The sequence below is a fragment of the Sphingobium subterraneum genome, from assembly GCF_014199435.1.
GTDB classification, from domain to species: domain Bacteria; phylum Pseudomonadota; class Alphaproteobacteria; order Sphingomonadales; family Sphingomonadaceae; genus Sphingobium; species Sphingobium subterraneum.
Genome location: NZ_JACIJP010000002.1, coordinates 548,811 through 565,600, shown reverse-complemented (window position 1 = coordinate 565,600; position 16,790 = coordinate 548,811). Strand labels below are relative to the sequence as shown.

At 66.3% G+C, this 16,790-nt stretch carries 7 protein-coding genes; all 7 read right to left on the bottom strand.

Annotated features, from left to right (window positions below):
• Window positions 1-104: 104 nt before the first annotated feature.
• The 7 genes from FHS92_RS18550 to FHS92_RS09380 all read right to left on the bottom strand — a co-directional run bounded on the left by FHS92_RS18550 (window position 105) and on the right by FHS92_RS09380 (window position 16,724).
• Window positions 105-6,224: a hypothetical protein gene (locus FHS92_RS18550; RefSeq protein WP_184079814.1), complete on the bottom strand. Its 6,120-nt coding sequence runs from the start codon at window positions 6,222-6,224 to the stop codon at window positions 105-107.
• A gap of 2 nt (window positions 6,225-6,226) precedes the next feature.
• The gene (locus FHS92_RS09405; RefSeq protein WP_246351889.1) at window positions 6,227-8,071 is read right to left on the bottom strand and encodes a ShlB/FhaC/HecB family hemolysin secretion/activation protein; all 1,845 of its coding nucleotides are present in this window, start codon (window positions 8,069-8,071) and stop codon (window positions 6,227-6,229) included.
• A gap of 185 nt (window positions 8,072-8,256) precedes the next feature.
• Entirely contained in the window at window positions 8,257-9,021 is a 765-nt protein-coding gene (locus tag FHS92_RS09400; RefSeq protein ID WP_246351888.1) for a hypothetical protein, read from the bottom strand.
• Window positions 9,008-10,996, bottom strand: coding sequence for an adenylate/guanylate cyclase domain-containing protein (locus FHS92_RS09395; RefSeq protein ID WP_184079812.1), 1,989 nt, complete (start codon window positions 10,994-10,996; stop codon window positions 9,008-9,010). Before FHS92_RS09395 ends, FHS92_RS09400 begins: the two co-directional genes overlap by 14 nt.
• A 14-nt stretch (window positions 10,997-11,010) precedes the next feature.
• Window positions 11,011-14,136 carry a CHAT domain-containing protein gene (locus tag FHS92_RS09390; protein ID WP_343056710.1) on the bottom strand — a complete coding sequence of 1,042 codons (3,126 nt, stop codon included), beginning with the start codon at window positions 14,134-14,136 and terminating at the stop codon, window positions 11,011-11,013.
• A gap of 196 nt (window positions 14,137-14,332) precedes the next feature.
• Window positions 14,333-15,472 carry a helix-turn-helix domain-containing protein gene (locus tag FHS92_RS09385; protein WP_184079810.1) on the bottom strand — a complete coding sequence of 380 codons (1,140 nt, stop codon included), beginning with the start codon at window positions 15,470-15,472 and terminating at the stop codon, window positions 14,333-14,335.
• Window positions 15,473-15,668: 196 nt separating this feature from the next.
• The gene (locus FHS92_RS09380; protein WP_184079808.1) at window positions 15,669-16,724 is read right to left on the bottom strand and encodes a sigma-70 family RNA polymerase sigma factor; all 1,056 of its coding nucleotides are present in this window, start codon (window positions 16,722-16,724) and stop codon (window positions 15,669-15,671) included.
• Window positions 16,725-16,790: the final 66 nt, after the last annotated feature.

Genomic DNA, 16,790 nt, shown 5'->3' with positions numbered 1-16,790 from the left:
CGATACGGCCCACTCTTCTGTGCGACTCTGCTGTCGTTACGCTGGTCCCTGACGCTGCCCTTTAACCAAGGTTGGGACGCTGTTTCAACCCCAACCCCGCCGACTTACAGGCAGGTTTTTTCGGTCGTTCCGCCGCAATCCCTTTCCCACAGATCTTCGTTGCCAGCGCCCGTCACGGGCTCGTCGATGAGCGGCGGAAAGCCGATCTCGTCGCTTTCGCCCAATTCGAGGATGAAGGTGGGAAGCAATTTGTCGGGCAATGGTGGATCGACCGGCAGCAGAATGCGCTCGAACGTGTCGGGTGTCTCGACGGGCGGTTCGTCGACAACAATGCCACAGGCCGTTCCGGGGAGGATACAGCCGTTGATCGTCGATCCCGGCGTGTAGCCACTGGCCTGCGTCCCCGACGAATCGTTGATATCCGTCTGTGCAATAACCGGAATGCCCACGATGAACGCACCCGTGCTGTCAAGCAGCCGCCCGTTGATGATGATTTCGCCGCCGGTGTTGATGGTCAGGCTGTTGGTGGTGAAGCCGCGCCGCAGATCGAAGCCGGTCCCTTCGCCACTGTTCTGGATATAGACGCCTTCGCTGCCGTTGAGGGTAATCCTGCCTGCGCGCAGGAATCCCTCCTCGTTGACGAGGCCGTCATTCTGGCCGAGCCGTGCGTCGCGCTGGGCCGTCGATATATTAATGCCGGTGATCCCGTCGATTGCCGACTGAGTGCCCACCTCGATCGCTGCGCCCGTGAGCGTGAGAAAGCCACCCAGCGCATTGCCCGTGCCGCGCAGATCGATCGATCCGCCGTTTGCGCTCGCTGTTACGACTTCGATGCCGTTGCCCGCCAATAGGCTTAAGCCGCCCGTACTGGCGAGGCCCGTGAACTGCACTGCGCCCTCAACCCGCATCCGCCCTGCGGAATTGATCGTGAACTGGCCGTTGCTGGCCAAATTGCCGTTCGTCCCGGCGTTGACGGTGAAACTGCCGATAACTGACTGGGTGTTCGGGTTGATGGTGATGTCGTGCGCGAACAGACGCCCGATCTCCGCGCCGGACAGGCTGTAGCCCGTCGTCCGGTCCGCGCCGCCGATATAATTGAAGGCAGCGTTCCCACGCGCGGTGAGCTGCAATCCGTTCGTGGCCGTCAACGAGGCGTTCGCCCCGATGTTGATATCGCTCGACGTGATACCGATCGACCCCGCCGTGCCCGCGCCCACGAAACGCGCCGTGCCCGCCGCGTTCAACGTAAAGTCGTTGGTCGCGGTAAAGCTGTTGAAGCCGATATCGCCCAGAGCGTTGATCCCGATGGTCCGGCCGTTTGCATTCACCAGCCCCGGCGTCGCCAGGTCGGTGCGCACCTGCACCGTACCCGCGAAGGAAGCGAGGTCCACCGTGCCCGTCCCCGTAATCCGATCGACATCCAGACCGGCATCGCCGCTGAGCGTGATGGCATTGCCGCCAATGACACGGTCGAGCGTGACGCGGTCCGGTGTCTGGATCACTGTGAAATCCGTTGCGCGCAGAATGGTGCCCGCTCCGGCGGTAATCGGTCCGAGCGAACTGATGTTGATCGACCCGGCGGCCAGCGTGTCGCCCGGCGTGGTGGTCTGGCTGCTATGGGTGATATCGACGCCCTGCGATCCATAGGCGACCAGATCGTCGATGACATTGAGCGCGCCCGTCCCGCTCACCGCCAGCGTCAGGCGCGTGTCGGTATAAAGCTGCGCGTTCCCCACGGTGAGCGGCCCGGAGAGGTTGGTGATGAACAGACCGGTATCCGCTCCGCCGCCGTTGAACCCGGACGTGTGCATGCCAAGCTGACCAGAAATGTCCAGCGTCCCGCCGTCCTTGAACAGATCGGCCTTGCCGACAAAATAACCGCCCGACGATCCGAAGAAGCCGGGGGGCAATCCGCCGGTCGTTCCGCCGGAGCCATTGGGAACGCCGGGAACGCCGGGGCCGCCCTGCGCCCCATCGCCGCCGATGCCGTCCGCTGTCAGGCCTAAATCGGCGAACGACGCCGACGCCCCATCGACACGGAGCGCCGCCACGCCGCCCGTGCCGGTGCCGCCCGAACCGCCATTGCCCGCGCCCTTACCCGCGGTGCCATTGCCGCCACTTCCATTGGCATTGAGGATGGCGAGGCCTGCGGTCCCATCCACCGCGCCCAAATTGGTGACATTAAGACGGGCTAAGCCGCCCTGCCCCGATCCACCATTGGCGCCATTGAAATTGCCGCTCGCCTGCGTGCCGCTTGCTCCGCCCAGGGCACCGAACCCGTTGGCATGGATGTCGAGCGCGTTCGTCGTCAGGACCGTGCCGTCACCATCGACATTGATCACCGCGTCTCCGCCCGTGCCCGATCCGCCATCGCCGCCGCTGCCGGTAAAGCCCGCGCCGCCGACGCCGCCCGTACCGTCTGATCCGGCTTCGAGGATACCCGTGACGGTCAGCGTCGTGTTGGCGAGGTTCATGATCGCGCCGCTCGTTCCGGTGCCGCCAAAGCCATCGCCGCCCGCGCCGCCGGTCGCGCCATTACCGCCCGCGCCGCCAATGCCATGCGCTAGGATGAAGAGGTTATCCATGGTCGGGTCGGTCACGACCGTGACATTGGCCAATCCACCGGTGCCCGATCCGCCGTCGCCGCCCGCTCCCTGTCCGGGCACGAACACGACCTGTCCATTCACCAGGATGTTGCGGCCCGCAAGACCGCCCGCGCCGCCCTGCCCGAGACTGTCGAGCGTGATGCTTGTCAGCACCGGAGAGCCGAACTGATCGATGATGAGTCCCGACGAGCCGCCCGTGCCACCCCCGCCTGCACCGCCGTTGCCGGTTGACTCATTCTGGCCGCCGATTCCACCGATGCCCGCCGCGCCAACCGTGATGCCGCCGACATTATAGGCGATGGCCGCCGCGTCCACACCCGCCGAACCGCCAAAGCCGTCGCCGCCCGCCCCGGCTGCCAGACCCAGGCTGGGCGTGCTCGCCAGTTCGGCCACGCTGCCACCCTCGCCACCCACGCCGCGCGTATCCATGACGACCGTGTCGCCGTTCAACGTCCCGAAGCTGCCCCCGATGAACGCGCCACCGCCCGTGCCGGTGCCGCCGTCCGGAGCATTGCTGTCGCGGCTGATCTGCGGCGTCGTGCCGGTACCGACCGCGCTCATGCGGATCGTCGTGCTGTTGAGCGTGCCGCCGGTAAACTGGAGCGATGTCCCGCCGCCAAAGCCGTTGCCTCCTATGCCGACGAGGCTCGACGCTGCTCCGCCCGGGCGTGTATCTCCGCCCAAGCCGTTCGCCGTAAGCGTCAGGGATGAGAGGGTGGCGACACCGGGATTTGCGCCGCTGCTGACGAGTAAACCTGCGCTGCCGCCCGTTCCGTCGCCTGCGATATAGCGCGTGCCATTCGTGCTGCTCCCTACGGCACCGCCATAGCCATTGGCGATGAATTCGACACTGTCCGCAACAAAGGTGCCGGTAGAGACACCGATGAACAGGTCGCCGCCCTGGCCGCTGCCACCATTGCCATTATTGTAGACGATGCCTTCATCGATGAGGGTGCCGAAGCCATCGGCGTTCGCCGCTAGCGTGCCGAACGTCATGCTGGCGTCGTTCGTGCCATTGCTTGTACGGTTTTCGAAGATGACCAGCCCGCCCTGGCCGTTGCCCCCCTGACCACCCGTGGGGCTGACCGACGCGCCGCCGGTGCCGTTCGCCCGAATATTGACAAAACCGTTGCCGGTGATGTCGCTGTCGATGGCGAAAATGGTGACGCTGCCGCCCCGGCCATTGGCTCCCACGGCCCCTGACCCGCCGAAACCGTCGGCCACGATCGCGCTGCTGTTGCCGAAGCCAGTGCTGTCACCGAATGTTAACGCGCCGCGCGCGCCGTTCTGGCTGGTCGCGGACAGGGTAATCGTGCCGCCGAAACCGTTCCCGGCGACCGTCGTTGCCTCGCTCGCCGTGCCGTTGGCTGACAGGAACAGGCTGTCGGCGCTCAACGTGCCGCCCGCTGCCAACAGGGTGATGACACCTCCCTGTGCATCGCTGGACGATCCGGGGAACGCCAGACTGCCGGGCGTTTCGCTGGCCGAGGCGCTCGCGCTGAGCCCACCGTTGAACGCCAGCACTCCGCCATCCTGCGCGGTCACCGCAATCGTGCCCGCCTGCAACGTGCCGCCGCTGATCCCGATATCGTTTTCCGCATTGGCGTTAAGCGATGCGAAATTGGCGATGGTCAGCGACGTGGGCGTAGTGGGACCGGCAAGGCCGCTCACCGTCATGGTGATGCCGCCGCCCGGCGTTGCCGCCCCATAGGTTCCGGCGTTGCTTCCGCCCGCCGACGCCTTGGTCAGCGCAAAGAACGAGTCCCAGTCGTGTACACCGCCGCTGAGGGCTATGTTCACCGTGCCGCCGATCGCATCCCCTGCCGGACCGCTGAGCGACGTGCCGCCCTGGGCGCTGGCATCCGCGCTCACCGCTCCGAAATGATAGGCACCGCCGGTCGCGCCGATGGTGATCGTGCCCCCCGCGGCATCTCCGCCGGTCTGGGGATTGACGCCGACGGGGTCCGCATTGGCGCTGGCATCGAAATTCACGGTGTTGGCGGTGATGCTGGACGTGCCGGATGCAGCAAGTGTGACCGTGCCGCCCGTCGCATTGCCCGAGGACACGGTCCCCTTGCCGCCCTGCGCCGACGCATCAAGAATGAACCCGTCCGTGGTCACGACCGCGTCGCCCGAAGCGCTGAGTGACACGGTGCCCCCCACGGCATTGGGACCATTGGCAGGCGTCGGTCCCGATCCCAGGCCGAAGTCCCCATCTCCGGTCGCCAATAAGGAGAGATCGCCGCTGACAGTCAGCGAGCCCGCAAATTGTTGGGCGGCCGCCGCAGTGGTGCCCGATGTCGTCACGCTGACCGTGCCGCCGTTCAAACCGGTCCCGCCGCGCAGCGTCAGGTCAACCGGCGCGTTGATGGTGCTGTTGGCGCTCGCCTGCGCGGTGATCGCCGCGTTCTGTCCGACGAAGACGAGCACGCTGTTCTGCGCGGAAATATCCGCATCCGCCTCGAACGTGAGTGTGCCGGTCGGCTGCAACACGACGTTGCGCTGGGCGGCCGCCTGCAATTTCGACGAGAAGCGGGTTGTGGCCATGTTGATATTGGTCGCGCCGGTGCCCGATGTCGTGCTCAGCGCGCCGATCGCCCCCGCCGCGACATCATACCCGCCCGAAAGCACGATCCCGCTGCTTTCCGCCTGCGCCGAAACCGCCTCGCCATAACCGACCGTACCAGACAACAGCATCGTCATGACCTGGTTCTTGGGAACGGCGACCATGTAGACGCGCTGGTCGTCGGTGATGCTGTTGACCGGATTGCTCTGTGACGCGGGCCCGGTGGTGGTGCCAGTGTGCACCACGCCGTTGGCGTCGCCCGATCCGGTCGTGACGGCAATGTCGAACAGCCCGGCGTTGACGCTGATGCTCGCCTGCTCCGCCGCGACATAGGCGGTCGATCCGTTGACGTTGACCGTACCACCCTGCACGATGCGCGGCGCAACCATCGCGACATAGCTGCCGGTATTGGATGCGGTGATGCTCGCACCGTTGTTAATGGTGATCGACGATGCGCTGTTCGCCGTTCCGGTAAAGTTGATCGTGCCCGCGCCGACGCTGGCGTCGGGGATCGCGCTGGACGAAAGCACCAGACCGCCGACATTGATCGTCGCGGTGCTGCCCACCAGAAATCCGCCCGGCGTGTAGAACCACACCTTGCCGCCTGTTGCGCCCGATACGGTGCTGCTGATCGCGCCGTTGAGCTGGATGATCTGGTTGATGAGCGGGTTGCTGTTGCCATCGGTCGGGCGAATATTGTTGAGGACCGTGAAGTCGCCCGCCGTGCCAATGAACTGCACGGCATTGCCGTTGGGCAGGAAGTTGATCGATCCGCTCGCGCTCGTGTCGGTCGGCGTCCAGTCGATCACCGCGACCGACACGCCGTTGAACAGCGTGACGGTGTCCGCGCCCGAACTGATCTGAACGTCCGCGCCGCCGACGCTGACCGTACCAGTACCCGCGAAGCCGTTTGCCGAAGCGCGTTCCCCTGACGTCAAGGTGCCAAGGGCGACCGCAACGCCGACGACGCAGACGCCGGACATCAGGCGGTTCATCCACTGCCGCCGACGGGCAGGCATGCGAGGGGAAACGGGCGAAAGGGTGCCGGTCATGGTCACGGTCTCCACGGCCAAAGCTGGGTGGTCAAAGAAAGCAGTGCACGAACATTGCCGCGCTGGCTGAGGCCGCCGACATCGCGCAACGGCACGGCAAGATTGAAATCGATCCGCCCGCGATTGCCCCAGGCCAGCCGTACGCCGCCGCCCGCCGACGAGAGCTTTTGCGGATCAAGGCCATTGAAGCCGCTGTCCTTGTTCCACATCCACATGGCGTCGAAAAAGGCATAGGGCTGAATCGCAAGATCCTTGACCGAAACGGGCACGGCGCGGCCCAGCCGGACCTCGGACGCAAAGCCCAGACCGCTGTCGCCGGTGAGCGTGCCGGGATCATAGCCCCGGCCGATGGTGTAGTTGCCCGCGCTCATTTCCTCAAAGGCAAGCAATGGGCGATGGCTATACTGTCCGCGCGGCGACAGCGCGAAAGTGACCATCGGCACGGGCCGCCATTCGCCCGCCACCGAAGCGCGCAGCACAAACGCGCTCGCGTCGCCCTCGGGACGGCTGGGGCACACGGCCGCGCCGACGCACGGGTCGCTCGCGCCTAGACCGGACAGGCCATGCCGCAGCTCGACCGATCCGCCCAGCCGCCAGCGCGGTTCGTTGGCGGTAAAACCAGTCGTGCTGTTGAGGCTGGCGGAGTCGATCCACTGCCCATCGAGGCGCGCGAACAGCACGCGGAGCCGATCGCGCGAAAGTTCTGCGGGACCAAAATCTACATGCTGGTTGACGATGTCCAGGCCGCCGCTCGCGACCAGCGTCCGGGCCTGCTGCCGGATCAGCGGGTAGCTCAGATGCGCCGAGGCGATCAGCGTGCGCGACTTGACCGGCGCGCCGATATCCGGCTTGCTCCACGCATAGGTGAACTCGCCGCCCAACCGCAGCCCGTCGGCGTTGAGGGCCATGCTGTGCTCGATCTGGAGCACGGTCTGCTCGCGCGTCTGCAGCGTGTTGAACAGGCTGATCGCGGTCATGTCACCCATGCCGGTGATGTCGTTGAGCTGGACCCGCGCCAGCGCGCCCCAGCGGCCGACCGGATGCGATCCCCAGCTCTGAATGTTGACGTCAAGACGCACCTGCTCCCGCGTGACCGTCACGTCGCCGATCACTTCGCCGGGCGCCGTCCCGGCCGGGCGCAAACTCAGGCGCACGTCATAACCGGGCAGGTCGCGGGCGAGCAGCAACGACCGCTCGGCTTCGTGCACGTTGAACACGGGCTGCGCCTTCAGCTGGTCGAGCGTCGCGGCAATCAGTTTCTCGCTGTTGCCCGCGTCACCACGGACTTGCACGCCGACGAGCTTCGCCATCAGTACGTCGAAGGTCACCTTGCCGTCGGTACCGATCCGCTGCGGCGGCACCTGAACGGCGGCGAGATAGCCCATCTGCCGCAGCGCCGTTGCGGCGCGATCGCGGATTTCGCACAGGCTCGCGATCGGCATTTCGCGGTCGGCAAGATCGCGCCAGCTGTCCGCCAGCATATCGGGGGTCACGACCTTCAGTCCGCGAAAATCGACCTGGGTGATGCGAACCTTCAGCGCGGCATATTGCGGGTCGGCGAGCGCGCAGGGCGCGCGTTCCACCCCTCCCTCCACGGTCAGGCGACTGGGCCCGCGCACGTCCGGCGCGACCTGGCCCGCCCGGTCCAGTTCCTCACGCGTCGGCGGATTGCCCGGCGCAGCCTGCGCCCATGCGATCGCGGGGGCCGCGGCGCTGGACAGCGCCAGCAAAGCGGTGCTCCATCCCCCGAAAATCTGTCCGCGAAAACTCCCCTTGCGCCGCAACGCCATAAGCCCCCCAATTGTGCGCGCGGTCCCTGCCGTCGGGTCCGCGCCTGTCACTTCCATTCTGCTTCCTCCCCGCCGGATGACGGGGACGAACACTGTCCGTTGCGACACGAAAGATCGCGCCTGCCTCTGAGCCTGTTGGCTTCTTATCCGGCGCGTTCCGCGGCGGGGACGCTATCAGCCGGGTCCGCTTTATACAAGGCGATAGTCCTTCCGATTGCGGTGGATCGCGCCGCCGCGACCGGTCACAATTCGCTGTCGGGCGCCGGATCGGGCAGCGCCACTGTCTCCACCAGCAGATTGAGCTGCGCGTCGCATTTACGCGAAATCAGCGTGGATGCCATGCTTTCCAGTCCCTCCGTCCCCGGCGCCATCACCGACAGGGCAATGTCGATCGGTTTGGCGAGGCCGGGCCAACTGAGGCTGTACACCGCGCCATCGGTCACCGAGAGAGTGGCGGGCCACAGCGCCACCGCCTCGCCCGCGCCGAAGATAACGGGCGCACTCGCGCCGCCGCTCTTCGCGGTGATCGTGACGGTTGCGCCATCGGCACTGGACGGACGCCACAGCCGGACATTGGCGGGATCGGGCACGCACGCGACCGAGGTCTGGCTGATATCGACATACCAGAGGTTCGGGCTGCGCGGCGCGCTCGCCTCCGCCCCGACTCCGCCGCGCACCGCCCCGGTCCGCGCGCGCATCACGCGCTTGGTTTCGAGCAGCGCGGCAAGGCTGGTGCGTGTATCGCTGCCCGCCGCACTCGCCGTCGCGCCAAAGGTGCCCGGCCCCCGCAAGGTGCGCGTGCCCCGTCCATCAAGCAGTGTCACCACATCGCCCGCTTTCAGTGTGACCGAACTGTTATCGGCCAGCTTTTTGCCCGGCGTATAGGTCTTGGCCGAAGGACCGCTGGCGCGCACCACGATGGTTTCGGCCTGCGCCGCAAGGGGGGCAAGCGCCGCAAGGGCCATCATCGCCGCGCCGCATTTTGCCCAATGGCTAGTCCAGAACATAGGCTTCTCCACTCGGGGTGTGCTCCACCCGCATATACAGATTTTGCAGCGCGGCGTCATCGGGATAGCGCGCCACCAGCGCGGCGAGATCCGACAACCCTTGCTGTCGATTGGTCAATAGCCCGTTCAGGATATCCTGTAAGTGATGCACGTCACTGGCGGGAAAATCGGGGGCTGGCTCGAAGATCTCGACCGGCGTGGCGCGACCGCGCAGCACCACCCGTCCCATCGGCCGCCACCAGTCGAGGCCGGATCGCTCCATCGCCTCCCGGCTCGCCATGACGCTGGAATCAAGACTCTTGTTGGCGCTCTCGAGGCGCGCGGCGGTGTTCATGCTGTCGCCGAGCGCGGTATACTGGATGCGGCCCTCGCCCCCGAAATTGCCGACAATCGCTTCGCCCCAGTGCAGGCCGACGCGCGTCTTGCCAATGCTCGCTACGCCCTCGGGCAGATGGCGGCGGAAGGCCTCGCCCGCCTGCCACATGGCGTAGGCCGCCTTCGCGGCGTTGGTGCCGTCGTCCGGACGGGCAATCGGCGCGCCCCAGAAGGCGACCACCGCGTCGCCGACGAATTTGTCGATCGTGCCTCCGTGCGCCAGCACCACGTCGCTCAGCGCATCGAGATAGCGGTTGAGTAGACTGGCGACCAGTTCCGGCGAAATGGAGTGCGAGAGCTTTGTGAAGCCTTCAAGGTCGGTGAACACGACGAAGATCTCCCGCTTCTCACCGTGCAACGCGAGCTTTTCCGGTTCCTGCACGATCTGCGTGGCGATGTCGCGGGGCAGATATTTCCCCAGTGCGGACTGCGCGAAGCGGCGTTGCTGCGCACCCACCGCCCGTGCCGCCGAACCGAGCGCAAGGAACGCGATGACCCACCCCAGCCCCCAACCCACTGCGGGAAGATTCTGGGTGTCGACGCCCCGCCAGGCGAGCCAGACCGGCAAGCCGCCGAACAGCAGCAGCTGCGCACCGAGATAGGGAAGCAGCTGGAACCAGCGCAACTCGGTAAGGCTGGTCAGGCCTGCCGCCAGCACGACGAGCGCCGCCACCGCCCACAGCGCCCCGTTCGGCAGGCGTTTCCACGGCGGCCCGTCGAGCATCTGCGCAAGCATCTGTGCATGCACCTCCAGCCCGACCATCGTCCGCGCCGTCGTCGCCGTCATCGGCGTTTCGAACTGGTCGATATCGACAATATCGCCGCCGATCAGCACATGGCGGCCGCGGACCTGATCGGCGAGCGCCTGCGCCATCGCCGGATCGCGAAACAGGTCGATGGGAAGGGATGCAAAGGCCGGCCGGTCCTCGCTCGCGGCCATGCGGTAGCGGACGCTACCCTGATAGCGCGCGTAGCCGGGGACCGGCTCCATCGCGCGGGTCAGCAGCTCCGGCAGGCCGGGCGCGGGTTCCGGCCAGCTGCGTGCCACGCCATCGGCATCGACCTGCAGGCGGATACTGGCGGGGCGCACGGCGGTCCCCCCTAGCGATCGCACGAAGCCGTCGAGGAACTGCTGCTGGTCGTAGATGATCTGGTCGTCGTTGGTCGCGACATTGGCATAGGCGATCCAGGTCGGCGTCTTCATCGCCCGGAACGCCGCGAGCAGCTCTGCATCCTCGTCCTGCGGCTGGTCGAACAAAATATCGATGCCGATCGACTTGGCCCCCATGGCGTCAATAGTGCGCAGCGCCTGTGCGAGGGTCCTCCGGTCGAGCGGCGAGCGCTTGCGGGTGTCGATCAGCGTCTGGTCGTTGTACACGATCATGACGATGCGCGGATCCTGATCGACCCGTGGCGCGAACAGGGTTGTGCGCACATCGTAGGAACCCCGCTCCGCCGCGACGATCAGCGGCAGGTTCCAGCTGTAACGGGCCACCAAAAGCGCGATCGCCAGCAACAACAGGGTGAAACCCAGCCGCAACGGCCCGGTGTCCGCCCAGATCCGTTTCGCCTTGCGTGACCAGCGGTCCCAGCGCGGCATGCGTCCGCCGCCGCTCAGCGCTGCGCCACCACCGGACGCGCCCCGTCTCCGACGATCGCGAAGCCCGCCCAGTAGAAGGGGTGCGATGTCTGCGCGTCATCCATCAGCTTCACCTGCGCCTGACGCAGCGCCTGCGCCACTGAGGCATCGCTCCCGGCGGTAAAGAGGCCGGTGATCAGCCGCTCGGTCGCCTTATATTCTTCCGGCGCGGGCCAGTGGCTGGCGATGACGGACCGGCCACCGGCGCCGATGAAGGCGCGCACCAGCCCGTCGAGCGCCGATCCCCCGCCTACGCCCAGACCCGCCGCGCGCGTCGCTTCCCGGGTTGCGGTCCCCGCCGTGTCGCAGGCCGACAGGATGACGAGATCGGCATCGAGTTTCAGGTCGAAGATTTCCCCGAACTGGAGCAGACCGTCGGACCGGCCGCTGCTGCCGAAGGAGGTCAGCAGCGCCGGGCGCGCGGGACATTCGCGGCGCGGCGCAGTGACGAGACCATGGGTGGCGAAGTGCAGGACGCGATAATCGGCCAGATCACTGCGCGCCATCAGCCCGTCATCGGTAAAGGCCGCGCCCGTCACCACCTGCGCGCCCGATCCGCCGAGCAAGGCAGCGGCGCTGCGCAACTCGGTGGCCGGAATGGGCTTGCTCCATTCGCCCACGGGCCAGGAACAATCGATGTTCTGCGCACCGCTGGCCGATCGGGTCAGCGCGGCCTGCCGCACGGCGGTGACCGGGGCATTTTCCCCGAAGCCGATATAACTGTTGCTGGCCGACGAGACGGGCGCGAGACGCGCGTCACGGAACGCTTTCGCCGACAGGGCGGTGCTGACCGCATGGTCCCGGCCCAGCCAGGCGATGCCACGAAAATCGAACTCGTCGGCCTTGGGATTGGCAATCCGCTTCTGATAGGCGTCAACCCCGTCCTGCCGCGCGATCAGCAGGTTGATCGGCAGCTGCAGCATGGCCCCATCGGGCTCGAAAATCAGGTGCTGCACGGATGCCAGCCGGGCATTGACCGGGCTCAGCAGATCGACATACAGGCTGCGGGCAATACCGACATCGAGCGGGAAGGTCGATTGCGTGCCGTTGACCGTCGTGGAAATCGTCGCCCGCAGCGCCGTAACACGGCTCGCCAGCTCCGTCGCGCTGATCCCGACGCGATAGCCGGTCGCCCCCGCCCCGTCGACATAGACCGCGTAGAGGGCATCGCCGATCTGCGCGAGCTTGAAATAGGCTTCACCCGGCTTCAGCACCGCCTGCATGTCGGCGAGCGTCAGCGCGTCCTTCGACACCGCGCGATATTGCGGATAAGCGGACAGCGCGGCGAGCGTGCCGGTCTGCTGCGCCGACAGGTCGGCGATCATCTGTTGCCGCTCGGCAATCTGCCCGGCCAGCGATCCGTCGCGTGCGTTCGCCTGCACCAGTTGGGCCAGCTCGATCCGCGACCGCTCGATGTCGCGCGACAGCGACACCGACTGGCGGAACAGCCGCGCGGCCTCACCCGATCCGGCCGAAAGCTCGCGGGTCAGAACCTCCATCGTGTCCGCCGCGCCGGGCCGGACGAGAGTTTGGGACACGGTAAACAGATCGGCCGCCAGCTCCGGCCGCGCCGGGATCTGGTCGGCGAGCAGCGCGAAATAGGGCGCGAGCTGATTGTTCAGCCCGGTCAGTGCGTTGCGATTGCCCACGGTCGACGCGACCACCGCGCGGTACAGCCCCAGTGCATCGTCGGTTCGGCCGTGCCGCGCGTAGAAGGACGCAAGACGCGCCCGCGCGCCGTTCATCGCCACCGTTTCGGGATATTGCGCGGCAAGCAGCGCCACGCCCTGCTGCAACAGCGCTTCGGCTTCGCCCATCTGGCCCTGCGCTTCGTGGGTTAGCGCCATTTCGCCGAGCAACTGCGCGCGCAGCCGCGTGATCGACACCACGCGCCCGTCGCGGATGGCGGTGGCATCGGCCAGCGCCTTGGCCAGGATCGCACGCGCTTCGGCGGGCTTGCCCGACAGGCGCAGGGCCGTGCCGCGCAACTGTTGCGCCTGCGCATCGATGATGGCGAGCCGCTCCTGCGGCGTGAGCTTCACATCCTGTCGTACGCCCATCGCGCCGCTGATCGACTGGCCGGCGTTGATTTCCGCGACGGTCATCGGGTCCAGTTCGATCGTCCCTGCCTCACCCGCGACGGAGAGATCGCGCGCCGCGAGCGGCGCATCCAGCACGGCTGTCGCGCCGGGATAATCCTGCTGGTTGAGAAGGTTCATCGCCTCGAAATTGCGACGCAGGTGGATTTGCACCGGATCGGCGACGGGCATGCGACGGGCGATCCGGAACAGGCGGGCGGCCGCGTCGAACTCCCCCAGATTGGAAAGCTGCAACGCGCGGTTGATGGTGTATTCATGCGCCCGGCTCGCGCGTTCGGCGGGCGACAGCGCCTGCCGGTCGTCGCGCTCGCCCAGCCGGTCGCTCAGGCTGTCGAAGAATTCGGCCGCTTCCGCATAATTGCCGGAATTGTTGCGGCGATAGCCCTCCGCCAGCACGGTTTCGGGATCAAGCGTGCGGGCCTGCAGACGGGCGAAGGCGGCGGCATCGGCCGTGCCCAGCGTCGCGACATCGACCGATCCCTTGACGATCCGGTCGGTCACGATCGTCCGCAGTCCCAGGTCGAGCACGCTCGCATAAGCGGAATAGCCCTGCGCAATATAGGCAAAGCGCCCCTTGCGCACGGCCGTTACGCGATAGGGGATGCCCGACGCGCTCATGCAATTGCGCATTTCGACCGCGCCAATGTCCGCGAGGGTGGTTCCGCCCGACGTTGAGCAGTGTGCCGCCTCCGTGCGGGACACCGCAACGCGTTCGACCAGCGCCGCGAGCGGCACGTCCGTTCCCGCGCGCAGGGCGTAGATCTGCCCAATCGGGACCGCCGAATCGCGACACGCCAGCGCCCAGGAGCGATCGAACATCGTTTCCTTTGCGGCGCGGTCGGTGCTGACATTTTGCGCGCGGCACACCGCATTGCCCCCGGTGCCGATTGGGAAGGCATCCATGACGCTCGGTTGACGCTCCGTCGCGACGGCCGGACCCGCTGCCGAAAGCAAAGCCGCGCCCGCCAGCATGTATCGCGCCCATATCGAATGGCTGTTCACGCAAATCCCCCAAAATTCGACGCCAGACATCAAGCGCTTGCCCGACCTGGTCGTCGTGCCACTCCCTTACGGCCCGATTAGTCTTATCGCGCGGTGATACCGCTGCCGCGCCCCATCCCGCAAGGGGTAATCCCCCATGGCCTGACACGATGCGTCCCGCTGTGCCGTTGATCACAAGGACCTGCGTGGTTCCGACCTAGCCCAGCAGGACCGCCGTCACCATCGCCAGATCGGCGGGTGCCACCGCATCGAGCACCAGCGCCTTCTCGGGATTCAGGCTGTGGCCCAGCAGATGGCCGTCGCGGTCGGTCGTCACCACCAGCACGCGCACGCCCTCCGGCTCGGTGAGCACCGCCAGCCCGCCGTGAAACGGAAAGCGATCCGGGTCGACGATCAAAATTGCGTGGCCCGGCACGGTGGCGCCCAGAGTCGGGCGGCACATGCGCAGGGCAAAGCTGCGCGGCCCGCTTCCCGCCGGCAAAGTGACCCGCTGCTCCGACTCTGCGCGCGCAATGCGACCATCGGGCAGGGGAGCACCCTCTACCGCAACAGTCCTGTCCGCGGGCGCCGCTCCTTGGGCCGGGACGGGATCTCGCAGGACAGGTTCCGGCGCGGGAAGCCGATCCAGCTCTGCCCGCAAGGCGGCGATCCGGCTGCGCGTGCGCGCTTCCCGCTCGGCCGCGCCGGGGATCTGTGCAAGCCAAGGGGCGAGCGATCCGCTGGCATGAGCCGCACGCAGCCAACCACCCAAGTACGGCGCATCGGCCACGCCCAGCACGGCGCAGATCGCCTGCACCGTCGCGGCATTCCAGCGATCCGGCGCTTTTACCGCATTCTCGATCCGCGATATGATGACGGCGGGCAGCGCATATCGGGATTGCAGCACCGCCAGTGTCAGTGCGGGGTCACCCGCCCGCCGCGCCCGGAATGCCGCTGCAAGAAGCAGCGCCAACTCCTCCTTTTCGCGGTTCGCGCGCGTGGATTCTCCCCGCAGTCCCGCCCACAGGGCGATAGAAAAGTCCGGAGCATCGACATCCACCAGCAACGCCTGCGCCTCGACGCCCAGGGCCGCCGCAATCTGCTGGAGCTCCGGAGCCTTGGCGAACACCTCACCCCGCTCAATCTTCGAGAGGCGAATATAGGGAATGTTCGGGATCTGCATCGCCAGCATCAGCAGCGATTCATGGCCTTTGCGCCGCCGTTGTTCGCGAATGGCGTTGGGAAAGACAATCTGACGGTAGAAATCGATGCGGATCGTGCCTCCGGAATGGCTTTCCCCTTCGCGCAGGGCCGCGCGGCTGTACACATCGCTTTCCAGCATCCGTGTCCGTGGCATTCCCGATCCGTTCCTGTCTCCGCTGGGGCATCCCCGTGAAAGGCAGGACGTCGTTATCGGATAAGCAGGACCGCGCAAAGATATTTTGCCCGCATTCGCGCGGTATTCCGGGAAAATTGATCGACAATGGTGTAATTATAGGAGGAACAGTTGCGGGGTTTACGGTGGGAAAGGGGACAGATCGCCCCCGCCCCGGTTAGTGACGAAGCCGTGACGAGGGCCGGGTCGGGGTGGCCAGCATCGGACTGACTATATTCTCGTCTTCTGCCGCGTCGGGCGCGGTAACCGTCACCCTCTGTTGGAACGGCAGACCACCGGCAGGAAGGATTCCCGGCCCCGACACGCTGTCAATCGGATGGGACGGTGCGCTATCGACGCTCGGCGCCTCCTGCGGCACAGCGGGATCATGGATGCCCGCAAAGCGCGGATTCCGGGCGACAAGCTCCGTCATCACCCGCGCCGCGCGCCGCGTGATCTGGCGAATGCGTTCTTTGGTGAGCACGGGGTCGTTCTCGACGATCTCCGCACTTGGATGCGCGAACAGGTGACGCGCAACGATTTCCCGATCCCGCCGGATCCGGTCTTCCAGCTTCTCCAGCTCGACGGGATCGATGCTGCTGCCACGGACATGCACATATTTGGGCAGATGCGCGGGACCATCGGTACGGGTTGTGACGGTGCGGCCCGTATTGGCCTTGCGCTTCAGTTGACTGGTGCCGACGGCGCGCAGATGCCGCACATATTCGTCCATCAGCGTTTCGGCGGCGATCTGCGCAAGATGATCGGCCGCGGCGGACTCGGTCCGTGCGATCGCGCCTTCGTCTTCCAGCATGGCTTCGAGGGAGAGCTCCTCTCCATCCGGGCCTCTCTCGCTGTTGTTCAGGGAGATGGTGACGGCCTCGACCTTGCGCGCCGACGGGCGCTGGTCTTCCATCAGGCGGAAACGCAACCCCTGCAGCTCACCCCGGATCTGCCAGTTGATGAAGGTCGTGAACATCGCCTTTTCGGGATCATAGGCCTCGATCGCGCGATGGACGGCAATGGCACAGACCTGCTCGGCATCGTCCCAGTGCGCGGTCAGCCCATATTGCTTGATGAAGTGACGGATGCGCGGCGCGATGATCTTCAGCACGCGCGCAAACGCGCGGTCGACGGCGGCACGCTGGCGGGCGGAGGGGCGTTCCCCTTCCGCTGGGCGGTTGGCGATGACTTCGGCGACGGCGGCTTCGAGCAATTCGGTGGTTTTCGACATTGGTGGTCCCCATACAATCCAGCGTGATGCTGTTGGGGACGGAGTAACCCGATGTGCTGATTCTAT